The sequence below is a fragment of the Nonomuraea cavernae genome, assembly GCF_040655715.1.
Classification (GTDB): Bacteria; Actinomycetota; Actinomycetes; order Streptosporangiales; family Streptosporangiaceae; genus Nonomuraea; species Nonomuraea cavernae_A.
Genome location: NZ_JBFAKL010000003.1, coordinates 195,482 through 214,493, shown reverse-complemented (window position 1 = coordinate 214,493; position 19,012 = coordinate 195,482). Strand labels below are relative to the sequence as shown.

The following is a 19,012-nucleotide window of genomic DNA, read 5'->3' as shown; positions in this document are numbered from 1 at the left end:
TAAACGGTCGTTCAAAATGGTCTCGCCGTCCACTAAGCGCGCAGCCGGAGCCCTCGGGGCGTCGGGTGGAACCCGGCCTCCTCCAGGGCCGCGGCCACGGGCGAGTCGACGATCGAGGCGCCGTCGGCCCGCTCGACGGTCAGCTTGCCCAGCGCGCCGTCGCGCACGGCCAGCGCCAGCGCGTCGACCGCGGGCCGCAACCGTTCGTCTTCGGCGAACGACAGCAGCGTCTTGCCGCCCCGCTCCACGTAGAGCACCAGGAACCCGTCGACGAGCACCACCAGCGCCCCCGCCTTGCGGCCCGGCTTGTGTCCCGCGTCGCCGGAACGGGCGGGCCACGGCAGGGCCGCGCCGTAGGGGTTGGCGGGATCGGCGGCGGCCAGCACCACGGCCCTGCGCGCAGTGTCCCTGGATGCGCCCGGCGCCCCAGGTCCTCCAGGTCCTCCAGGTCCTCCAGGTCCTCCGGGTCCTCCGGGGGCGAACGCGTCGACCGGCCCCTCGCCGGGTGGCCGGGCCGAGCCGGGCGCGATGCCCGGGGCCATCGCCCGCATCCGGTCGACCGCTCCCGGCAGCGCGAACTGGGCGCCGCCGAGCCCTTCGACGAAGTAGCCGCGGCGGCAACGGCCGCTCTCCTCGTAGGCCCGCAGCACCTGGTAGACGGGTGTGAACCCGCCCGGCAGCCGTTCGGACGTCACCGCCCCGCGCGTCACCACGCCGTGCCGTTCGAGCAGCACCTCCGCCTGCGCGTGGGCTCGCTGGGCGGCGTCGGCGGCCGGGGACGGCAGCAGCCACCACCGCCCGCCCACGGTCGGCGGGCCGGTCCTGCTGGGCAGCACCGCCCGGCGGCGGCGCGTCGTCGCCGGGCGGTGCGCGGGGCGGCCGGACCCGAGCGTGGCCCGCAGCGGCGCGAGCGTGTCACCCGACACCTGACCCGACCACACCAGGTCCCACAGAGCCGTGGCCAGTGCCGTGTCGTCGAGCGAGCCGAGCTGGTCGGACAGCCCTCGGAAGAACAGCGCCCCTCCCCCGCTGAGCACGTCGAGCACCTGGGTGTGCAGCGGGGTCATGGTGATCTCGGCCGGCTCGGGCAGCAGCAGGGGCGCGGTGTCGGCGAAGAAGAGCGACACCCACCCGTCACCGCCGGGCAGCGACCCCTGCCCCACCCACATCACCTCGCCCGACGAGGTCAGCTCGTCGAGCAGCGCCGGATGGTAGCCGGGCACCCGTGACGGCAGCACCAGCGTCTCCAGCGCGGACGCGGGCACCGCCGCCCCTTGGAGCTGCTCGACCGAGCGCACCAGCGCGTCCATCGCCCGCGCCGACCCCGCGGCGCCGGCCACCGGGCGCGGCGCGCCGGCGGAGCCGGTGATGCCGTGCCAGGCGGGAGCGAACAGCGCGAGCGTCTCGGGCGCGACCGGCTCGACCTCCTTGCGCAGCCTGGCCAGGGACCTGCGCCGCAGCATCCGCAGCACGCCGGCGTCGCACCACTCCTCGCCCCGCCCGCCCGGCCTGAACTCGCCGTTGACCACCCGCCCGGAGGCGGCCAGCCGGTGCAGGGCGTCGCTCACCACGGCCACGCCGAGACCGAACCTGACCGCGGCGCCGCCGGCGTGGAACGGCCCTCGGGTGCGGGCGTGGCGGGCGACGAGGTCGGCCAGCGGATCGGTCACCGGCTCCAGGAACACGTGCGGGATGCCGACCGGCAGCGGCACACCCAGCGCGTCACGCAACCGCGCCGCGTCCTCGATCGCCGCCCACTGCTCCTCGCCCGCGATCCGGACGCTGATCGCCCGGCGGGCGCGTACGAGCTCCTGAAGCCAGGCCGGATCACCACCGCGCACGCTGACGTCGGGCGCGAGCAGCGGCCCGTGCGAGCGCAGCAGGTCGGCGAGGTCCTCGACGTCACGCAGCGGCCGGTCGAGCCTGGCCAGCTCGCGCTCGGCCTCGGCCATGACGTCGGGATCGAGCAGCTCGCGCAGGTCGGCCTGGCCCAGCAGCTCGGCCAGCAGGGTGGTGTCGAGGGCCAGCGCCTGGGCCCGCCGCTCGGCCAGCGGCGCGTCACCCTCGTACATGAAGGCGCCGATGTAGCGGAACAGCAGCGACGCGGCGAACGGCGACGCCCGCGACGTCTCCACCTCCACCAGTCGCACCCGGCGCGCGGCGATGTCACGCATCAGCCGCACCAGCCCCGGCACGTCGAACACGTCCTGCAGGCACTCGCGCATGGTCTCCAGCACGATCGGGAACGAGGCGTAGCGCGAGGCCACCCCCAGCAGGTGGGCCGCCCGCTGGCGCTGCTGCCACAGCGGGCTGCGCCTGCCCGGCGTGCGGCGCGGCAGCAGCAGGGCCCGCCCGGCGCATTCCCTGAACCGGGAGGCGAACATCGCCGACCCGCCCAGCTCCTCGGTGACGATCTGCTCGATCTCCTCGGCGTCGAACGCGGCCACGTCGGACGGCGGCTCGGCCAGGGTGTCGGGGATGCGCAGCACGATGCCGTCGTCGGAGTGGACGGCCTGAACGTCGACGCCGTAGCGCTCGCGCAGCCGCCGGTTGATCGCCAGCGCCCACGGGGCGTGGACCCGCGCGCCGTAGGGCGAGTGGATGACCACCCGCCAGTCGCCCAGCTCGTCGTGGAACCGCTCGATCAGCAGGGTGCGGTCGTCGGGCACGTAGCCGGTGGCCTCACGCTGCTCCGCCAGGTAGGAGAGCAGGTTTGCCGAGGCGAACTCGTCGAACCCGGCCGCCGTCAGCCGCTCGGTGGAGCCGTGCTCGGCCTGCTCGCGCAGGAACGAGCCGATCGCCCTGCCCAGCTCGGCCGGTCGGCCCGGGGCGTCGCCGTGCCAGAACGGCAGCTTGCCCGGCTGACCAGGAGCCGGGGAGACCAGCACCCGGTCGGCCGTGATGTCCTCGATCCGCCAGGACGTCGCGCCCAGCACGAACACGTCGCCGACCCGCGACTCGTAGACCATCTCCTCGTCGAGCTCACCCACCCTGGAGGACTTCTCGCCCACCAGGAAGACGCCGAACAGGCCGCGGTCGGGGATCGTGCCGCCGTTGGTGACGGCCAGCCGCTGGGCGCCGGGCCGTCCATGCAGGGTGCCGGTCACCCGGTCCCAGACGACGCGCGGGCGCAGCTCGGCGAACTCCTCGCTCGGGTAGCGCCCGGCCAGCATGTCGAGCGTGGCCTCGAGCGCGGTGCGCGGCAGCGTGGCGTAGGGGGCGGCCCGCTTGACCAGGGCCTCCAGCTCGTCGACCGTCCACTCATCGAGCGCGGTCATCGCGACGATCTGCTGGGCCAGCACGTCGAGCGGGTTGCGGGGGTAGCGCAGCTCCTCGATCTGGCCGGTGCGCATGCGTTCGGCGACGACGGCCGTCTGGACCAGGTCGCCCCGGTATTTGGGGAAGATCACGCCCTTGGACACGGCGCCCACCTGGTGTCCGGCCCGGCCGATGCGCTGCAGGCCGCTGGCCACGCTCGGCGGCGACTCGACGCAGGCCACCAGGTCGACCGCGCCCATGTCGATGCCCAGCTCCAGGCTGGAGGTCGCGACCACGGCGGGCAGCCGCCCGGATTTGAGCGCCTCCTCGATCTGCGCCCGCTCCTCCTTGGACACCGACCCGTGGTGGGCGCGTACGACCTCGGTGACGACGCCTTTGCTCGCCCCCGCCTGCGCCATCAACTCGGCCGGCATCCGCTGCGGCGGCCCCCCGCCCCCCTGCCGCGAGGACTCTGCGGGTGTCTGGCTCGGGGACTCGCCATCCCGTCGCGAAGGCTCGCCGTCCTGACGCGGAGGCTCGGCCGTCTGGTGCGGAGGCTCGGGCGTCTGGTGCGGAGGCTCGGGCGTCTCCCAGATCGAGAGATCGATCGCCTCCAGGCCCTGCCGGCGGTCGAACGCGAGCTCGTTGAGGCGGGTGCACAGCCGCTCGGCCAGCCGTCTGGAATTGGCGAACACGATGGTCGAACGGTGCGCCTCGATCAGGTCGAACAGCCGGTCCTCCACATGCGGCCAGATCGACCGGCCGGCGAGATCGGGGACGAGCTCCTCGCCGTCGCCCGGCCGGGGCCCGGCCTCCACCTCCGTCATGTCCTCGACCGGCACCACGACCTCGACCTCGATGCGCTTCTCCGACGGCGGCTGCACGACCGCCGCCGGCCGCGCGCCGCCCAGGAACGCCGCGACCTCGCTCACCGGACGCACGGTCGCCGACAGCCCGATCCGCTGGGCGGGCCGGTCGAGCAGCGCGTCGAGCCGCTCCAGGCTGAGCGCCAGGTGGGCGCCCCGCTTGGTGGCGGCCACCGCGTGCACTTCGTCGACGATCACGGTGCGCACGCCGCGCAACGCGTCGCGCGCCTGGCTCGTCAGCAGCAGGAACAGCGACTCCGGCGTGGTGATGAGGATGTCGGACGGCCGGGCCGCGAACCGCCGGCGATCCTGTGCCGGGGTGTCGCCGGACCGGATCGCCACCGAGATCTCCGGCACGGGCAGCCCGAGCCGCCTGGCCGTCTGCTTGAGCCCGGCCAGCGGGGCGCGCAGATTGCGCTCGACGTCGACGGCCAGTGCCTTGAGCGGCGAGACGTAGAGCACCCGGGTGCCCCCGCGCTCACCCGGCTCGACAGGCTCGGCCGCCAGCCGGTCGAGCGACCACAGGAAGGCCGCCAGCGTCTTGCCGGACCCGGTCGGAGCGACCACCAGCGTGTTGTCGCCGCGCGCGATGGACTCCCACGCGCCCTCCTGGGCGGTGGTGGGCGCGGCGAAGGAGCTGGTGAACCATTGCCTGGTCACCTGGCTGAACTGGTCGAGCGAGCTCACCTGCCCATAGTGCCTCGCCCCACCGACAGAAAACGCATTGTCCCCGTGTGGAGCGGTTGAGCCGGGGCATCGGCGGACATACAGCGACCGTGGGCATCGACTACGCAGCCATTGGGGCTCGCCGCGAGGACCTCAGGGAGCGCCACGTCTTACCGCATCGGCCTCTGAGCAGCGGGCGAGGCCTGCATCACTTCGCCCTGATCTCATCAGACATGGAGCGGACGATCCTGTTCTACCAGGAGCTTCTGGAGTTTCCGCTCACGGAGATCTTCGAGAACCGTGACTTCAAGGGTTCCAGCCACTTCTTCTTCGACATCGGCAACGGAAACCTGCTCGCCTTCTTCGACTTCCCGGGGCTCGACCTCGCCCCCTACCAGGAGGTGCTGGGCGGGTTGCACCACATCGCGATCTCCGTCGACCCCGCCACCTGGGAGCGCCTGCGCGGGAAGCTGGAGATGGCCGGCGTGCCGCACCAGATCGAGAGCGGCGCCTCCATCTATTTCAAGGACCCCGACGGCACCCGGCTGGAGCTGCTCGCCGACCATCTCGGGGAGATGTACGGCTCGCGCGTGATGTGACTCTCGTGATGTGGCCTAGCGCCGCGACGCCCGGCGCGTCCGCGGCTTGCCGGTACGGGGCGCCTGCCTGATGCCCGCGTGTCGCTCGGATCTCCCGGCTTTCTCACTCTGTACGGCCAGCCGCCGCACCAGACGTAACGCACGGCGCCTGAGGCGGTTGGCCTTCACCTTGGCGGACTTGGACGGGGAGGACTTGGGGGTCTTTGCCATGCGCCTGTCCTACCCACACACCCGGCGGTTCCATACTTGGTTGATGCGCCTGACCGAGTTCTGGAGACGGATGCGCGCCCATTTCGGTGAGACCTACGCCGACTCGTGGGCCCGCGACTACGTGCTGGCCCCGCTGGAAGGCCGCACCGTGACGCAGGCACTGGCCGACGGCGAGAACGCCAAGACGGTCTGGCGGGCGGTCTGCCAGGTGGAGAACGTCTCATCCAGGCTTCGGTGAGGCCAGCGTCTCCCCGAGAGCGCGGGCCGTGCGCGCGAGATCCTCGACATCGCTCTGCCCGCCCGGCGACCACAGGAAGACCCAGCCGGCTCGTGAGGGTGTCGCGAAGATGATCGTCTGGCGGCCGGTGCTCGGGTGCCACACCCACAGCATCGGATCGTCTCCGCCCAGCATGCGGCTCACCAGGCCCTGCTCGGGCAGCAGCTCGGCGAGAGCTTCCAGATGGGCGCGTCGTTCCCCGGTGTACGTGTTGGCCACGTCGCCGCCTCCAACCCTCTGCACCAAAGTCTTCCCAGCTCATGACGCATCACAACACGCTCGTCCGCTCGCGAATGAACGGATGGGCCGTCACGCGCGAGGCGTGCGCGCGACGGCCCGTACGATCGCGCGGGCCGGGCAGCGTGTTACCGATGTGATCGAACAGCCGTTCGGCTACGATTGGCTTCGCCGGGCCATGGCTTCCCCGGCATCGCAGGAAAATGTCGGTGGCAGGCCGTAGCTTTCACTCCACTGATCGGACCACGACCCTCCAGGGGGAGTTCCCATGGCTATCAACGACCGCGAGAAGGCCCTCGAGACCGCCCTCGCCCAGATCGAGCGGCAGTTCGGCAAGGGCTCAGTCATGCGCCTCGGCGACGATGCCCGAGCTCCCATCGAGGTGATCCCCACCGGGGCGATCTCCCTTGACGTCGCGTTGGGCATCGGTGGCCTGCCGCGTGGCCGGATCGTGGAGATCTACGGTCCCGAGTCCTCCGGTAAGACCACGGTCGCCCTGCACGCGGTGGCCAACGCCCAGCGGGCCGGCGGCATCGCGGCGTTCATCGACGCGGAGCACGCCCTCGACCCCGAATACGCCAAGAAGCTCGGCGTCGACACCGACGCGCTGCTCGTCTCCCAGCCCGACACGGGCGAGCAGGCGCTCGAGATCGCCGACATGCTGATCAGGTCGGGCGCCGTCGACGTCATCGTCATCGACTCGGTGGCCGCCCTGGTGCCCAAGGCCGAGATCGAGGGCGAGATGGGCGACAGCCACGTCGGCCTCCAGGCGCGCCTGATGTCCCAGGCCCTGCGCAAGGTGGCCGGCGCCCTCAGCAGCACCAGCACCACCGCCATCTTCATCAACCAGTTGCGCGAGAAGATCGGCGTGATGTTCGGCTCGCCCGAGACCACGACCGGCGGCAAGGCGCTCAAGTTCTACGCCTCCGTACGCCTCGACATCCGCCGCATCGAGACGCTCAAGGACGGCACCGAGGCGGTCGGCAACCGCACCAGGGTCAAGGTCGTCAAGAACAAGATGGCCCCGCCCTTCCGGGTCGCCGACTTCGACATCCTCTACGGCGTGGGCATCTCCCGTGAGGGCGGCCTGATCGACATGGGTGTCGAGCACGGCTTCGTCCGCAAGTCCGGCGCCTGGTACACCTACGAGGGCGACCAGCTCGGCCAGGGCAAGGAAAACGCCCGTAACTTCCTGAAGAACCACCCCGACATGGCCAACGAGATCGAGAAGAAGATCAAGGACAAGCTGGGGGTGGGCCCGCGTCTCGACAAGCCCACCGATCCCCCGGCGCCCGCGCCGGCCGCTGCCGCTCCCTCGGGCCGCGGTTCCAAGGCCGCCGCGCCGAAGCCCGGTGACGTCTGATCGGTCGCCACGTGAGTGCCATCGACCCGCCAGAGGCGCCTCGCGACTGGGGCGCCTGGCCTGACGTCCCCACCCCATCTCGGGGCCGCAAACGCAAGCGCGGCGGCCCCCCTTCCTCAGGATCCGCCGACGGCGCCGGCCTCGAAGACCACGCTGGTCCCGGCGCTCCCTCTCCATGGCACAACACCCCACCCACCAACACCCCGGACAACGAGTCCGGACCCGGCGGAGCCGGTTATGGCGGGGACAGCGGAGCCGGTCATGGCGACTTTGGACCCGGCGAGACCCGTTACGGGGGAGCCGGTTACGACGAGGCCGGTCTAGGCGGTCATGGCGGGGAGCCGGGCGGTAGGCGGGCGGCGAAGAGGCGGGGGTCGAGTGGCCGGAGCAGAAAGAGGGGGCGGTCGACGGAGGGAGCCCGTGGTCGGTTGCCCGATGGGCCTGACGAGGGTTCGGCCGCCGCTGCCACGCCTCATGCCGATCCGGAGGCCGTGGCACGAGCCATCTGCCTGCGGCTGCTCACCATGGCCCCGAAGACCCGGGCCCAACTGGCCGAGGCCCTGCGTAAGCGTGACGTGCCCGACGAAGCGGCCGAGGCCGTGCTCGACCGGTTCTCCGAGCTGGGGCTGATCAACGACGAGGCGTTCGCCGAAGCCTGGGTCGACTCCCGGCACCACGGCCGGGGCCTGGCCAAACGCGCTCTGGCCGCCGAGCTCCGTCACCGCGGCGTCGACTCCGAGACGGTCAACGAGGCCGTTGAGCGGCTCGACCCCGACCAGGAGCTGGAGACCGCCCGGCGCCTCGTGGATCGCAAGCTCTCCGGCACCCGCCACCTCGATCCCCAGGCCCGCACCCGCCGCCTCGCCGGCATGCTGGCCCGCAAGGGCTACCCTCCCGGGCTGGCGTTCCGGGTGATCAGGGAGGCGCTGGAGCAGGAAGGCGTCGAGGTCGAGGATGAGTTCTCCTGACTCTCTCCTCCCGGCCGGCAAGCACCTTCATCCCGCCCGGCTACGATTCAACGAGGTCGCCACCAAGGCAAGCCGCTCGACCTGAGCCGCGGCACCCATCCGGCGAGCACCTTCATCTCGTGTCGCTCACCCCGGTCTTCGTCATCCCGTGATCAGGCGCGGATACTCCCGATCTTGACGGAAGGTGCCGGCGGACGAGGATGGGGGGATGCGCCTACTGGCACGGCTACGTGCCGACCTCAGCACCGGCAGAAATCTCGAGATCTACCTCACTGCGCTGATCGCCCTGGTGGTCGGCGTGCTCGGCGTCTTCGACGTCGTCGACACGAAGGTGGTGGGCGCCGCCACGCTGGCCACGCTCGCCCTGCTGGCTGTCAACGCGCTCGGGCCGAGACATCATGTGGCCGAGCTGGAGTCCCGGATCACGCGTCTCAACGAACTGGTCGAGGAGAGGATCGCCGGCGAGGTGGCCGCCGACGCCTTTCTCGCGACCACCCGGCAGGGGCTCGAGCAGCGGATCGTCCGGGCCGATGACATCCGCATCGCCGGCGTCACGCTGAGCCGGACGATCCGCAACCACGTGGGCGAGCTGGAGAACCGGCTGCGCCGGGGGGCCTCCATCAAGGTGCTGCTGATCGACCCCGACGGGACGGCGCCCCTGGAAGCGGCCCGCCGGAGCACGATTCCTGATCGTCCAGAGGTCTTCGAGCACCGCGTCAAGTCCACGATCGACTTGCTCCGCCACCTGGCCGGCACTCCCGGCGTGCCGGGCCGGATCGAGGTGCGGTTCATGTCGTTCGTGCCCGCGTTCGGCCTCGTCCTGATCGACGCCGACAGTGACGACGGGATCATCCACGTCGAGTTGGGGACGCACCGATCCCCTGGCCCTGACCCGGTGTTCGCTCTGCGCGCACGGCACGACCACCGCTGGTACCAGCACTTCCATGCCGAGTTCGAGCGCATGTGGCAGGTCAGCCGCCCGGCCTCGGCGGCTGACGGGTTTGCCACCAGCGGTGGTCGGTTCTCCGAAGTGTAATGTGCATACAGTCTCCCGAAGTTCTCCCCCTCCGGAGGCCTCATGAGCAGGCGCCAGCGCGTAATGATCACGATTACGGTGGCCTGCTCGCCGCGCTTGCTGACCACCGACGAGCCACGACCGTGCTGGACGTGACCATCCGAGCCGACGTGCTGGACGTGACCATCCGAGCCGACCTGCTGGACGTGTTCCGCGACCGGCCGGGCGCCGCGGTCATCCCCCTTGCCCCCTTGAGAGGAACCCGCGTTGTTCACCACCAGACCTGAGCTGACCGGAGACTTCGGCATGGTGGCCGGCACGCATTGGCTGGCCGCCGCCACGGGCATGAGCGTGCTCGAACGCGGCGGCAACGCCTTCGACGCCGCGGTGACCGCGGGGTTCGTGCTGCAGGTGGCCGAGCCGCACCTGAACGGTCCCGGCGGGGAGGTGCCGATCCTGCTGTGGAGCGAGGAGGAGCAGCGGGTTTCGGTGGTGTGCGGTCAGGGCGTCGCCCCGTCGGCCGCCACCATCGAGCGGTTCGCCGGGCTGGGGCTCGACGTCGTGCCGGGCACCGGGCTGCTCGCGGCCACGGTGCCGGGGGCGTTCGGCGGCTGGATGCTGATGCTGGAGCGGTGGGGCACCTGGCAACTGGCCGACGTGCTGGCGCCGGCGATCCACTACGCCGAGCGTGGTGTCCCGGTGCTGGAGCGGATCTCCGCCACGATCGAGCAGGTGCGCGACCTGTTCGCGGACGACTGGCCGACGTCCGCGGCGACCTGGCTGCCCGGCGGCCGGGTGCCGGCGCCCGGCACGTCGCTGGCCAATCCGGTGCTGGCCGCGACCTACCGCCGGCTGGTGGCGGAGGCTCAGGCGGCGTCGAGCACTCGCGAAGGGCAGATCGCGGCCGCCCGTGACGCCTTCTACCAGGGGTTCGTGGCGGAGGCGATCGCGGGCTTCAGCGCCAAGACGGCCTGGCGTGACAGCTCGGGCGAGGTGCACGGCGGGCTGCTGACCGGCGACGACCTGGCCGGGTGGACGGCGTCGGTGGAGGAGCCGGTCACGTTCGACTATCACCGGCACACCGTGTGCAAGACGGGGCCGTGGGGCCAGGGGCCGGTCTTCCTGCAGCAGCTGGCGTTGCTGTCCGGCTTCGATCTGGGCGGGATGGGACATCTCAGCGCCGACTACGTGCACACGGTGGTCGAGTCGGCGAAGCTGGCCTTCGCCGACCGCGAAGCCTGGTACGGCGACACGGACGTGCCCATGACCGACCTGCTGAGCGAGCCCTACAACGCCGGGCGGCGCGCGCTCGTGGGGGCCGAGGCCAGCGCCGAACTGCGTCCCGGCAGCCCCGGCGGCCGGATCCCACGTCTGCCGGACCGTCCGTCGGCGATCACCGCGCCGAGCGTTCCGGGTGCGGTGGCGGGCGTCGGCGAGCCGACGGTCGGACGGGGCGTCGCCCAGCGGGACATCTCCCCCGACGCCGAGCGGATCATCTCCCCTGACGGCGCCCAGCGGATCGTCTCTCCCGACAGTGCCGAGCGGGTCATGTCCCCCGACGGCGCTGAGCGGATCGCCTCTCCCGGCGGGGCCGAGCAGGTCATCTCCCCCGACGGCGTCGTGCGGGGCGACACCTGCCACGTGGACGTCGTCGACCGGCACGGCAACATGGTGTCCGCCACGCCCAGCGGCGGCTGGCTGCAGAGCTCCCCCACGATCCCCGAGCTGGGCTTCTGTCTGGGCACCCGGGCGCAGATGTTCTGGCTGCAGGAGGGGCTGCCCGCCTCGCTGCGGCCGGGCGCGCGCCCGCGCACCACGCTGTCGCCGTCGTTCGCGCTGCGGGACGGCCGGCCATGGCTGGCGTTCGGCACGCCGGGCGGCGACCAGCAGGACCAGTGGAGCCTGAACCTCTTCCTGACCCTCGTGCACGGTGGCCTTAACCTCCAGGAGGCCATCGACGCCCCCATGTTCCACTCCGAGCACTTTCCCAGCTCGTTCTTCCCGCGCGAGTCCCGGCCGGGCGTCATGCACATCGAGGACCGGGTGGGCGCGGCGGTGGTGGCCGAGCTGCGCCGGCGCGGCCACGAGGTGGAGGTGCAGGACTCGTGGTCGCTCGGCAGGCTGAGCGCGGTCGCCCGTGACGGCGTGTTCCTGAAGGCGGCGGCCAACCCGCGCGGCGCCCAGGGCTACGCGGCCGGCCGCTGAGCCGGGCCGTGTCAGGCCACGGTGGCCTCGATGAGGTCGTCCACGACCTCGGCCAGGTCGTGGCCGCGGGCGTGCACCCGGCGCTGGCGCATGGCTCCGGATCCTCTCCGGAGCAGCCGGTCCAGGCCCTCCTGGACGTACGCCAGGTCGCCCACCTCGGCCATCGCGGGACGTACGTGCTCGAAGAGGCGGCCGGCCATGACCGGGGCGGGCACGAGCGTGCCGGCCCGCACGTCGAGGCTGTCGCCCTGCAGGCCGTCGCGGGCGGCGCGCCAGTATGCGGCCCGCAGCACCTCCGACGGGATGGGCAGCCCCCGGTCACCGCGCCGCACCTCGGCCAGCGCTGTGACGACGAGGGCGCGGATCAGGCCGATGATGGTGAGGCTGTCGCTGACGTCCAGTGGCACGTCGGCGACCCGCACCTCGACGGTGGGCAGCTTGGGCGACGGCCGGGCGTCCCAGAACACCGTCTTCGGGTCCATCAGCGCGCCGGACTCCGAGAGCGCCCGCAGGGCCAGCTCGTAGTCGGCGAACGTCGGGAAGTACGGCGGCGCCCCGGAGACCGGCCAGCGCCCCCAGCTGATCACCCGCCAGGAAGCGTAACCGGTGTCGCGGCCGACGAAGAACGGGGAGTTCGCGGCCAGCGCGATCAGCGTGGGCAGCCATGGGCGCAGGTGGTTGCCCACGTAGACGGCATGCTCCTCGTCGGGCACGTCGATGTGCACGTGCAGGGCGCAGATGCTGATCTCGTCGTGCAGCGCCCGGTAGAGCACCCGGCCCTGCTCGTAGCGGATGTCGTCGCTCAGTGGGGGCGGCATGACGTTGCCCAGCACCGGGATGCCGCTGGCGACCACGGCCAGGCCGCACGAGCGGGCGGCCCCGGCCACCTCCTTGCGCGTGGCCCGCAGCTGCGCGCCCAGCTCGGTGAGGTCGGCGGAGGGCGCGGTGCGGGCCTCCACCTGGAAGCGGGTGATCTCGTGCACCACGTCCAGCACGTCGGTCGCCGCGGCCAGCACGTCGGCGGCTCGCGGAGCCACGTGGCGGGTGTGCGGATCGACGACGAGGTACTCCTCTTCAATCCCGATCAACGGAACCACGACCCACCTCGCAGGGTAGTCAGGGAGCCTCCGTACCATGTGTGCCCGTTGACATATCTCCGCGAAACTCCCCAGCCCGCGCAGGACACCGAACCCCACCCCTGCGGCCACTGCCCTCGGCAGGCGTCACCCGTCGCCGCTCAGCAGCGGATCGGTGACTCCGCCCGGGCAGGCCAGCCGCTCGATGTCCCATCCGGCGCGCCGGGCCCCGGCCTCGTAGGCGCTCTGGTAGAAGGCGAGCACGGCGCCGCGCGGGTCGGGCTCGGATCGGGCGTCGGCGTAGCGCAGCACGGCCAGGTGGCCGCCTCGCTGCTCGATCCAGCCGGCGGCGGGCGGCACCAGGGGTTCGCGGTCCAGCCCTTCGGGCTCGGGAGCGGTGTAGGAGTAGAAGGCCGGCTCGGGGAAGGCGTCGTCGCCGAACCAGAACCCCGAGCTGATCACCTCGCGCGAGTAGGCCTCGCGGGTCACGGGGTCGGCGCTGGGCGGCTGGTCGATCACCCGGTCGGAGAACCTGGTGCAGGCGATGTCGAAGGTGTGCCAGAAGTGGTGCACCGGGCTGACCTTGCCCGAGTAGCCCGCGGCGAACTCCTCCAGGACGAGGTTGACCTGGCTGAGCACCTGCCAGTAGCGGGTGGCCTGGACGGGGTCGTAGTGGGCGTGCTCGGTGTCGTCGGCGAACGATCGGCCCGCGTCGGGCAGGTCGAACGGGTGGGGCAGGTCGATCTCGACCCGTACGTCCAGGAACGCCAGCGCCTCCATGGTGGCCCGGTAGAACGACGCCACGGACTGGCCGTACAGCGGGAAGGACACCTCCCGCCCGTCGATCGTGGTCACGACCAGCCGGTGGCCGACGAGGTCGAAGTCGATCGTGAAGATCGGGTTGCCGTCGGCCTGTCCCATCGGCCGGGTGGTGAGCCCGCGGCCGGTGAGGTGGAACGGCGCGTTCCACCAGTGGTTGCGCCGGACCCCGGCGGCGAGCCGGATCTTGCCCACCACCTGGCAGAACCTGTGCATCGTGGCCTTGGTGGGCTGCCAGCCGGCCAGTGGCATCGCGGGGAAGAGTTCCATGACGGCAATCCTTCCCCGGCTGAGGCGCTACACCGGGGAATCTACGGGACCGTAGCGGGCGGCGGAGACACCCTTGGTGTACGCCCAGTAGCGGTCGCCGTGGGACCAGTGCCACCACTCGGTGGGGTAGTTGACCAGGCCGGCCGGTTCGAGGGCGGCGGCCAGGATCTTGCGGTGGGCGCGGGCCTCGGCGGAGATGGTGGGGGCGGCCATGTAGCAGGCGTTGCCGCTGTCCTCCGGGTTGTCGTTCACCTCGGTGCCCATGTGGTATTCGGTGCCGTCGGGGGCGCACAGGGTCAGGTCGACGGCGGCGCCGGCGGTGTGCGGGGCGACTTCCACGGGCGACACGTACCGACTCGCTGCGATATAGGCCTCGGCAGGCGACATGTCGGGGAACGCGGCCTGGAGCTCGTCCCGATACTCCTCGAAGTACCGGCGCTGCGTCGTGACGGGCCGGTAGCCCTCGACGACCAGCAGGTGGTATCCGTCAGGAAGGCGCCGCTCGGCCCGTTCGAGCCTGGCCAGCAGGCCCGCGCGCAGGTGGGCGTAGACTCCGGAGTCGTCGGCCAGGCGCGGATCCACCCGCAGCCGCCCGCGCACGTCGGCCAGCGCCTCGCCGGACTCCCGCAGGGGGATCGCGGCCACCCGGGGGTCGGAGATGAGCACGATGTCGCTCGATGGCTGCCACATGGGCTGAAATTCTCACACAGTGTCGGAGAAAACCTGTTCACGGGCCTGTTCGAGCGCCGCCTCCAGAGCCCCGCGCAGCACAGGGTTGCCCGCCACCCCGGTGGTGAGCACCCGGGGCTGACTGGGGCAGATCCGGGCCACCACCTCCTCGACCTTGGCCGCCAGCCGCGCACCGCCGGCCCTGCCGACGTCGCCCGCCAGCACGATCAGGCCGGGGTCGAGCACCACGGCCACGGCGGCGGCGCCGACGGCCAGCCGGGCCGCCACCTCCCCGAGAAAGCCGTCGCCGCCGTGCCGTACCTGGTCGGCCACCGACAGGCCGGGCACGCCGTGCGCCTCGGCCAGCTCGCGCAGCGCCGCCTGGCCCACCAGGCGCTGGTAGGACCCCGACTGCGGCTGGGAGACGTCGGCGGGCAGCGGCTCGCCCGGCACGGGCAGCCAGCCGATCTCGCCCGCTCCCCCGCTGATCCCCCGGTGCAGCCTGCCGCCGAGCATGACGCCGAGGCCCTGGCCGATGCCGGCCCACATCACCGCGAAGTCGTCGTGGCCGACGGCCGCGCCGTAGCGGTGCTCGGCCAGGGCGACCAGGTTGACGTCGTTCTCGATCGTCACGGGGACGCCGAGCGTCTCGCGCAGACCGGCGAGCACGCCGACGTGCCAGGACGGCAGGTCGTAGGACCAGCGGACCTCGCCATCGCGCGGGTCGACGACGCCCCTGGTGCCGATCACGAAGGCGTGCAGCCGGGAGCTGTCCACGCCGGCGGTCGCGCAGGCCCGCTGGACGGCGGCGTGCACCGCCTTGACCGGGTCCCTGAAGTCCGACGGGTTGAGAGTGATCTCGACCACGATCCGGCCTGTGATGTCCGCCACACCGGCCTTGAGGCTGTCGGGCAGGACTTCGAGCCCGGCCACGTACGCGCTGGAGGGGACGACCGCGTAGAGGGTGGCATGCGGGCCCCGGCTGCCCGCGCGCTCCCCGGCCACCTCGACCAGGCCGCGTTCCTCCAGCCGGGCCAGCAGCTGACCTGCGGTGACCTTGGAGAGCCCGGTCAGCTCGCCGAGCTCGGCGCGGGTGAGGGGACCGTCGGCGAGGAGGAGTTCGAGCGCCGAGCGGTCGTTCAGCCGGCGCAGCAGCCTGGGTGTTCCCGGGCTCTTGGTCATCGGCCCCGCCCCTCTCGTCACGATCGGCTAACAGGCGTTTCTTAAAGGAAAGTTTCTTGTTAGTTTAACACCACTCGTAAGGCATTGAACGATCAGCCTGGTGCGGACCCTAGGCCGGCACCCGGGAAGGGAGAACCCTGTGAGGATCGCGAAGATCACAGCCACTACGGTCACCACGGCCGCCCTGGCCCTGGGCCTGGCCGCCTGCGGCGGCGCCGAGGCGCCCGCTGAGCCCAGCGCGGCGGCGAGCGGCCCGAAGTACTCCGGTAAGGAGCTCACCTTCTGGCGGCTCGGCGACAGCAACCCCGCCGCCCAGAAGTACACCGACGAGCTGGTGGCCGCCTTCGAGCAGCAGACCGGCGCCAAGGTGAAGGTCGAGTGGATCCCGTGGCCCCAGGTGAACGACAAGTTCACCGCCGCGGCGGCGGGCGGCACCGGCCCAGACGTGACCGAGATCGGCAACGACCAGGTCCCGCTCTGGCAGAGCCAGGAGGCCCTGGCCCCGATCACCGACATCGTGGCCGCGGGCGACCAGGCCGAGATTCCCAAGAACCTGCTGGGCCTGGAGACGATCGACGGCGAGACGTACGCCGTGCCGTGGGGTGGCGGCAGCCGTGCCGTCCTCTACCGGGCGGACTGGTTCAAGGACCTCAAGATCGAGATCCCGAAGACCTGGGACGAGCTCGTCGCCGCGGCCAAGAAGATCCAGGAGAAGAAGGGCAAGGACGTCGACGGGTTCGCCTTCAACGGCGGCTCCGACGCCAACCACCTGCTGGGCTCCCTGGCCTGGACCGGCGGCGGCGAGTACGCCGTCAAGGAAGGCGACAAGTGGGTCGGCAAGCTGACCGACCCGGGCTTCAAGACCGGCTTCGAGCAGTACACCGCGCTGGTCACCGACGGCCTGTCCAGCAAGTCCCGGCTCAGCCAGAACACCACCGAGATCCGTACCCGCTTCGCCAACAACAAGGTGGGCATGTACCTCACCGCCTCCTGGGACCTGCCGGGGATCGACGAGGACAGCAAGGGCAAGCTCAAGGGTGACAAGCTCGCCTTCTTCCCGCTCCCGGCCAAGGACGGCGGCGAGGCCCAGTCCTTCCTCGGCGGCAACGACATCGCCGTGTGGGGCACCGCCAAGGAGATGGACGCCGCCAAGGACTTCGTGAAGCTGGCCTCCGGCAAGGAGTGGGGCGTCAAGTACGCCACCGACGGCGGCCTGCTCCCGGTCTACCCGGAGGCGCTGGCCAAGCTGTCCGAGGACCCGGCGCAGGCGCCGTTCGCCGCCGCCTTCGCCAAGGCCAAGGCCTTCCCCGCCGACCCGAACTGGACCGAGGCCAACGAGACCAAGGCCGTGCTGCAGAACGCGGCACGCCAGGTCATCGAGGGCAAGGCCACCGTCGACGAGGCACTCGGCAAGGCCAACACCGAGCTCGAGAACATCCTCAACCAGTCCTGACGACTCATGACCGACACGTCAACGCTCACCCGGGGCGGAGGCAACCCCTCCCCCTCGGGGCGGCGCCGCCCCGGGCGGCCGGCCAAGGCCAGCGGCCTGCCGGTCTGGTCCATCCCGTACCTGCTGCTGGTCCCCGGCCTGCTGGTCATCGGGGCGTTGCTGCTCTACCCGATGGTCCAGGTCGCGATCATCGCCTTCCAGAAGGTCGGCCTCCCGCAGATCAGGCCCGTCAACACGAAGCCTGCCGAGTGGGTTGGCGTCGAGAACTTCACCCAGATCTTCGGCAACGAGATCTTCTGGAACGCCCTGCGGAACACCGTCGTCTTCGCCGTGCTGGCCGTGTCGCTGACGCTGGTCGTCGGCACCGCCGTGGGGGTGCTGCTCAACAAGCTCGGCAAGAAAATGTCCACCCTGGTGATCGTCGGCATCATGTTCGCCTGGGCCGTGCCGCCGGTCGCCCAGGGCATCATCTGGAAGTGGCTGTTCGACGCCGAGGCCGGCATCATCAACTGGGCACTGAACCTGCTGCCCGACTGGCTGTCCACCCTGGTGTTCGGCCGGGCCGACTGGACCGGCGAGCCGTGGCTCAACGACGCCTGGTCGATCTACATGGTGCTGATCATCACGGTGGTGTGGGCGAGCTTCCCGTTCATCGCGGTGTCGGTGCTGGCCGGCCTCAAGGGCATCCCCGCCGAGCTGTACGAGGCCGCCCGCGTCGACGGGGCATCAGCCTGGCTGACGTTCAGAAAGATCACCTTCCCGCTGCTCAGGCCGGTCTTCGCGGTGCTCACGGTGCTGTCGATCATCTGGGACTTCAAGGTCTTCAGCCAGCTGTACGTCCTCATGGGCGGGCCGTCCAACCGTGAGGCGTACAACCTGTCGATGTACTCCTACGCCGAGGCGTTCAGGTCCCCGCCCAAGATGGGGTCCGGTGCCGCGATCGCCCTGGTGCTGACCGTGATCCTGCTCGTCGTCACGGCCGTGTACGTCAGGCAGCTGGTCAAGCAGGAGGACATGTCATGACCCCGCTCGCCCGCAAGCGGCTGGGCAAGGCCGCGCTCAACGCGACCGGTCTGCTGGTGTTCGTGTTCGCGATCTTCCCCGTTTACTGGATGGTGTCGACCGCGTTCAAGACCAACGACCAGATCTTCACCACCAAGTTCATCCCGTTCCCCACCTCCTTCACCTTCGAGCATGTGCAGCGGGTGCTGACCCAGGGGGTGGCCGGCAACTCCATCTGGGTCTACATGGGCAACAGCGCGATCGTGGCGCTGGGCACGGTGCTCGTCGGGGCGGTGTTCTCGCTGCTGGCGGCGACGGCGGTGGCCCGGTTCAACTTCAAGGGGCGCAGCACGTTCCTGATCGTGCTCCTGGTCGCGCAGATGATCCCGGCCGAGGCGCTGCTCATCCCGCTGTACCTGCGCATCATCGACCTCGGCCTGGTCGACCAGCTGGCCGGGCTGATCCTGGTCAACGTCGGCCTGACGCTGCCGTTCGGCATCTGGATGCTGCGCACGTTCGTCGCCGCGGTGCCCAAGTCGCTGGAGGAGGCGGCCTGGATCGACGGCGCCTCCCGGTTCACCACGTTCTGGCGGGTGCTCTTCCCGCTGGTCGCCCCCGGCCTGGTGGCGACCAGCATCTTCTCCTTCATCACCGCCTGGAACGAGCTGATCTTCGCGCTGGTGCTGATGAGCGAGTCGTCCGGCTACACCATGCCGGTGGCCCTGCAGTACTTCTTCGGGCAGAAGGGCACCGACTGGGGGGCCATCATGGCCAGCTCCACGATGATGACCATCCCGGTCGTCGTCTTCTTCCTTCTGGTGCAGCGCCGTATGGTCTCCGGCCTGGTGGCCGGCGCCGTCAAGGGCTGACACCCCGC

General features: G+C 71.2%; 17 protein-coding genes. 10 read left to right on the top strand and 7 right to left on the bottom strand.

Annotated features, from left to right (window positions below):
* Positions 1 to 32 precede the first annotated feature (32 nt).
* Entirely contained in the window at positions 33 to 4,811 is a 4,779-nt protein-coding gene (locus AB0I38_RS40375; RefSeq protein ID WP_436838723.1) for an Lhr family helicase, read from the bottom strand.
* A 47-nt stretch (positions 4,812 to 4,858) separates the two neighbouring features.
* Between AB0I38_RS40375 and AB0I38_RS06305 the strand changes: the two genes are divergently transcribed.
* On the top strand, positions 4,859 to 5,389 hold the full coding sequence (locus AB0I38_RS06305; protein ID WP_358462819.1) for a VOC family protein: 531 nt from the start codon (positions 4,859 to 4,861) through the stop codon (positions 5,387 to 5,389).
* 15 nt (positions 5,390 to 5,404) lie between these two features.
* Here the strand turns inward: AB0I38_RS06305 and AB0I38_RS06300 are convergent, their stop codons facing one another.
* Complete coding sequence (locus tag AB0I38_RS06300) at positions 5,405 to 5,599, bottom strand: hypothetical protein (protein ID WP_358462816.1); 195 nt, start codon at positions 5,597 to 5,599, stop codon at positions 5,405 to 5,407.
* Positions 5,600 to 5,642: 43 nt separating this feature from the next.
* Between AB0I38_RS06300 and AB0I38_RS06295 the strand changes: the two genes are divergently transcribed.
* Positions 5,643 to 5,837, top strand: a complete 195-nt coding sequence (locus AB0I38_RS06295) for a DUF3046 domain-containing protein (protein ID WP_358462813.1) — start codon at positions 5,643 to 5,645, stop codon at positions 5,835 to 5,837.
* On the opposite strand, the gene AB0I38_RS06290 is transcribed toward AB0I38_RS06295, so the two are convergent.
* On the bottom strand, positions 5,820 to 6,119 hold the full coding sequence (locus AB0I38_RS06290; RefSeq protein ID WP_358462810.1) for a hypothetical protein: 300 nt from the start codon (positions 6,117 to 6,119) through the stop codon (positions 5,820 to 5,822). The two genes, AB0I38_RS06295 and AB0I38_RS06290, sit on opposite strands and share 18 nt — an antisense overlap.
* A 262-nt stretch (positions 6,120 to 6,381) precedes the next feature.
* On the opposite strand from AB0I38_RS06290, the gene recA reads away from it, so the two are divergent.
* From recA to AB0I38_RS06265, 5 genes are all read left to right on the top strand, one after another.
* The gene (gene recA, locus AB0I38_RS06285; protein ID WP_358462807.1) at positions 6,382 to 7,476 is read left to right on the top strand and encodes a recombinase RecA; all 1,095 of its coding nucleotides are present in this window, start codon (positions 6,382 to 6,384) and stop codon (positions 7,474 to 7,476) included.
* 11 nt (positions 7,477 to 7,487) lie between these two features.
* Entirely contained in the window at positions 7,488 to 8,444 is a 957-nt protein-coding gene (recX, locus tag AB0I38_RS06280; RefSeq protein WP_358462804.1) for a recombination regulator RecX, read from the top strand.
* A gap of 208 nt (positions 8,445 to 8,652) precedes the next feature.
* Positions 8,653 to 9,480 (top strand): DUF5919 domain-containing protein, encoded by an 828-nt coding sequence (locus AB0I38_RS06275; RefSeq protein WP_358462801.1) that lies wholly within the window; start codon positions 8,653 to 8,655, stop codon positions 9,478 to 9,480.
* Positions 9,481 to 9,611: 131 nt separating this feature from the next.
* On the top strand, positions 9,612 to 9,746 hold the full coding sequence (locus AB0I38_RS06270) for a hypothetical protein (RefSeq protein WP_358462798.1): 135 nt from the start codon (positions 9,612 to 9,614) through the stop codon (positions 9,744 to 9,746).
* Complete coding sequence (locus AB0I38_RS06265; RefSeq protein WP_358462795.1) at positions 9,727 to 11,664, top strand: gamma-glutamyltransferase family protein; 1,938 nt, start codon at positions 9,727 to 9,729, stop codon at positions 11,662 to 11,664. Before AB0I38_RS06270 ends, AB0I38_RS06265 begins: the two co-directional genes overlap by 20 nt.
* Positions 11,665 to 11,675: 11 nt before the next feature.
* Here the strand turns inward: AB0I38_RS06265 and AB0I38_RS06260 are convergent, their stop codons facing one another.
* The 4 genes from AB0I38_RS06260 to AB0I38_RS06245 all read right to left on the bottom strand — a co-directional run bounded on the left by AB0I38_RS06260 (position 11,676) and on the right by AB0I38_RS06245 (position 15,680).
* The gene (locus tag AB0I38_RS06260; protein WP_358462792.1) at positions 11,676 to 12,761 is read right to left on the bottom strand and encodes a carboxylate-amine ligase; all 1,086 of its coding nucleotides are present in this window, start codon (positions 12,759 to 12,761) and stop codon (positions 11,676 to 11,678) included.
* Positions 12,762 to 12,887: 126 nt separating this feature from the next.
* Complete coding sequence (locus AB0I38_RS06255; protein WP_358462789.1) at positions 12,888 to 13,829, bottom strand: DUF5996 family protein; 942 nt, start codon at positions 13,827 to 13,829, stop codon at positions 12,888 to 12,890.
* Between the two features lie 27 nt (positions 13,830 to 13,856).
* On the bottom strand, positions 13,857 to 14,519 hold the full coding sequence (locus tag AB0I38_RS06250) for a M15 family metallopeptidase (protein ID WP_358462786.1): 663 nt from the start codon (positions 14,517 to 14,519) through the stop codon (positions 13,857 to 13,859).
* A gap of 12 nt (positions 14,520 to 14,531) precedes the next feature.
* Positions 14,532 to 15,680 carry an ROK family transcriptional regulator gene (locus AB0I38_RS06245; RefSeq protein ID WP_358462783.1) on the bottom strand — a complete coding sequence of 383 codons (1,149 nt, stop codon included), beginning with the start codon at positions 15,678 to 15,680 and terminating at the stop codon, positions 14,532 to 14,534.
* 139 nt (positions 15,681 to 15,819) lie between these two features.
* On the opposite strand from AB0I38_RS06245, the gene AB0I38_RS06240 reads away from it, so the two are divergent.
* The 3 genes from AB0I38_RS06240 to AB0I38_RS06230 are packed head-to-tail and all read left to right on the top strand — an operon-like array spanning position 15,820 to position 19,004.
* Positions 15,820 to 17,133, top strand: coding sequence for an extracellular solute-binding protein (locus tag AB0I38_RS06240; RefSeq protein WP_358462780.1), 1,314 nt, complete (start codon positions 15,820 to 15,822; stop codon positions 17,131 to 17,133).
* A 6-nt stretch (positions 17,134 to 17,139) separates the two neighbouring features.
* Positions 17,140 to 18,156 (top strand): carbohydrate ABC transporter permease, encoded by a 1,017-nt coding sequence (locus AB0I38_RS06235; protein WP_358462777.1) that lies wholly within the window; start codon positions 17,140 to 17,142, stop codon positions 18,154 to 18,156.
* Positions 18,153 to 19,004, top strand: coding sequence for a carbohydrate ABC transporter permease (locus AB0I38_RS06230; RefSeq protein WP_358462775.1), 852 nt, complete (start codon positions 18,153 to 18,155; stop codon positions 19,002 to 19,004). The genes AB0I38_RS06235 and AB0I38_RS06230 overlap by 4 nt, the downstream gene beginning before the upstream one ends.
* Positions 19,005 to 19,012 lie beyond the last annotated feature (8 nt).

Bases quoted from the DNA above. Each gene is read 5' to 3' on its own strand.
- AB0I38_RS06230 (WP_358462775.1), top strand. From the start codon at position 18,153: ATGACCCCGCTCGCCCGCAAGCGGCTGGGCAAGGCCGCGCTCAACGCG.
- AB0I38_RS06245 (WP_358462783.1), bottom strand. From the start codon at position 15,680: ATGACCAAGAGCCCGGGAACACCCAGGCTGCTGCGCCGGCTGAACGAC.
- recA (WP_358462807.1), top strand. From the start codon at position 6,382: ATGGCTATCAACGACCGCGAGAAGGCCCTCGAGACCGCCCTCGCCCAG.
- AB0I38_RS06250 (WP_358462786.1), bottom strand. From the start codon at position 14,519: ATGTGGCAGCCATCGAGCGACATCGTGCTCATCTCCGACCCCCGGGTG.
- AB0I38_RS06295 (WP_358462813.1), top strand. From the start codon at position 5,643: ATGCGCCTGACCGAGTTCTGGAGACGGATGCGCGCCCATTTCGGTGAG.
- AB0I38_RS06235 (WP_358462777.1), top strand. From the start codon at position 17,140: ATGACCGACACGTCAACGCTCACCCGGGGCGGAGGCAACCCCTCCCCC.
- AB0I38_RS06255 (WP_358462789.1), bottom strand. From the start codon at position 13,829: ATGGAACTCTTCCCCGCGATGCCACTGGCCGGCTGGCAGCCCACCAAG.
- AB0I38_RS06275 (WP_358462801.1), top strand. From the start codon at position 8,653: ATGCGCCTACTGGCACGGCTACGTGCCGACCTCAGCACCGGCAGAAAT.
- AB0I38_RS06300 (WP_358462816.1), bottom strand. From the start codon at position 5,599: ATGGCAAAGACCCCCAAGTCCTCCCCGTCCAAGTCCGCCAAGGTGAAG.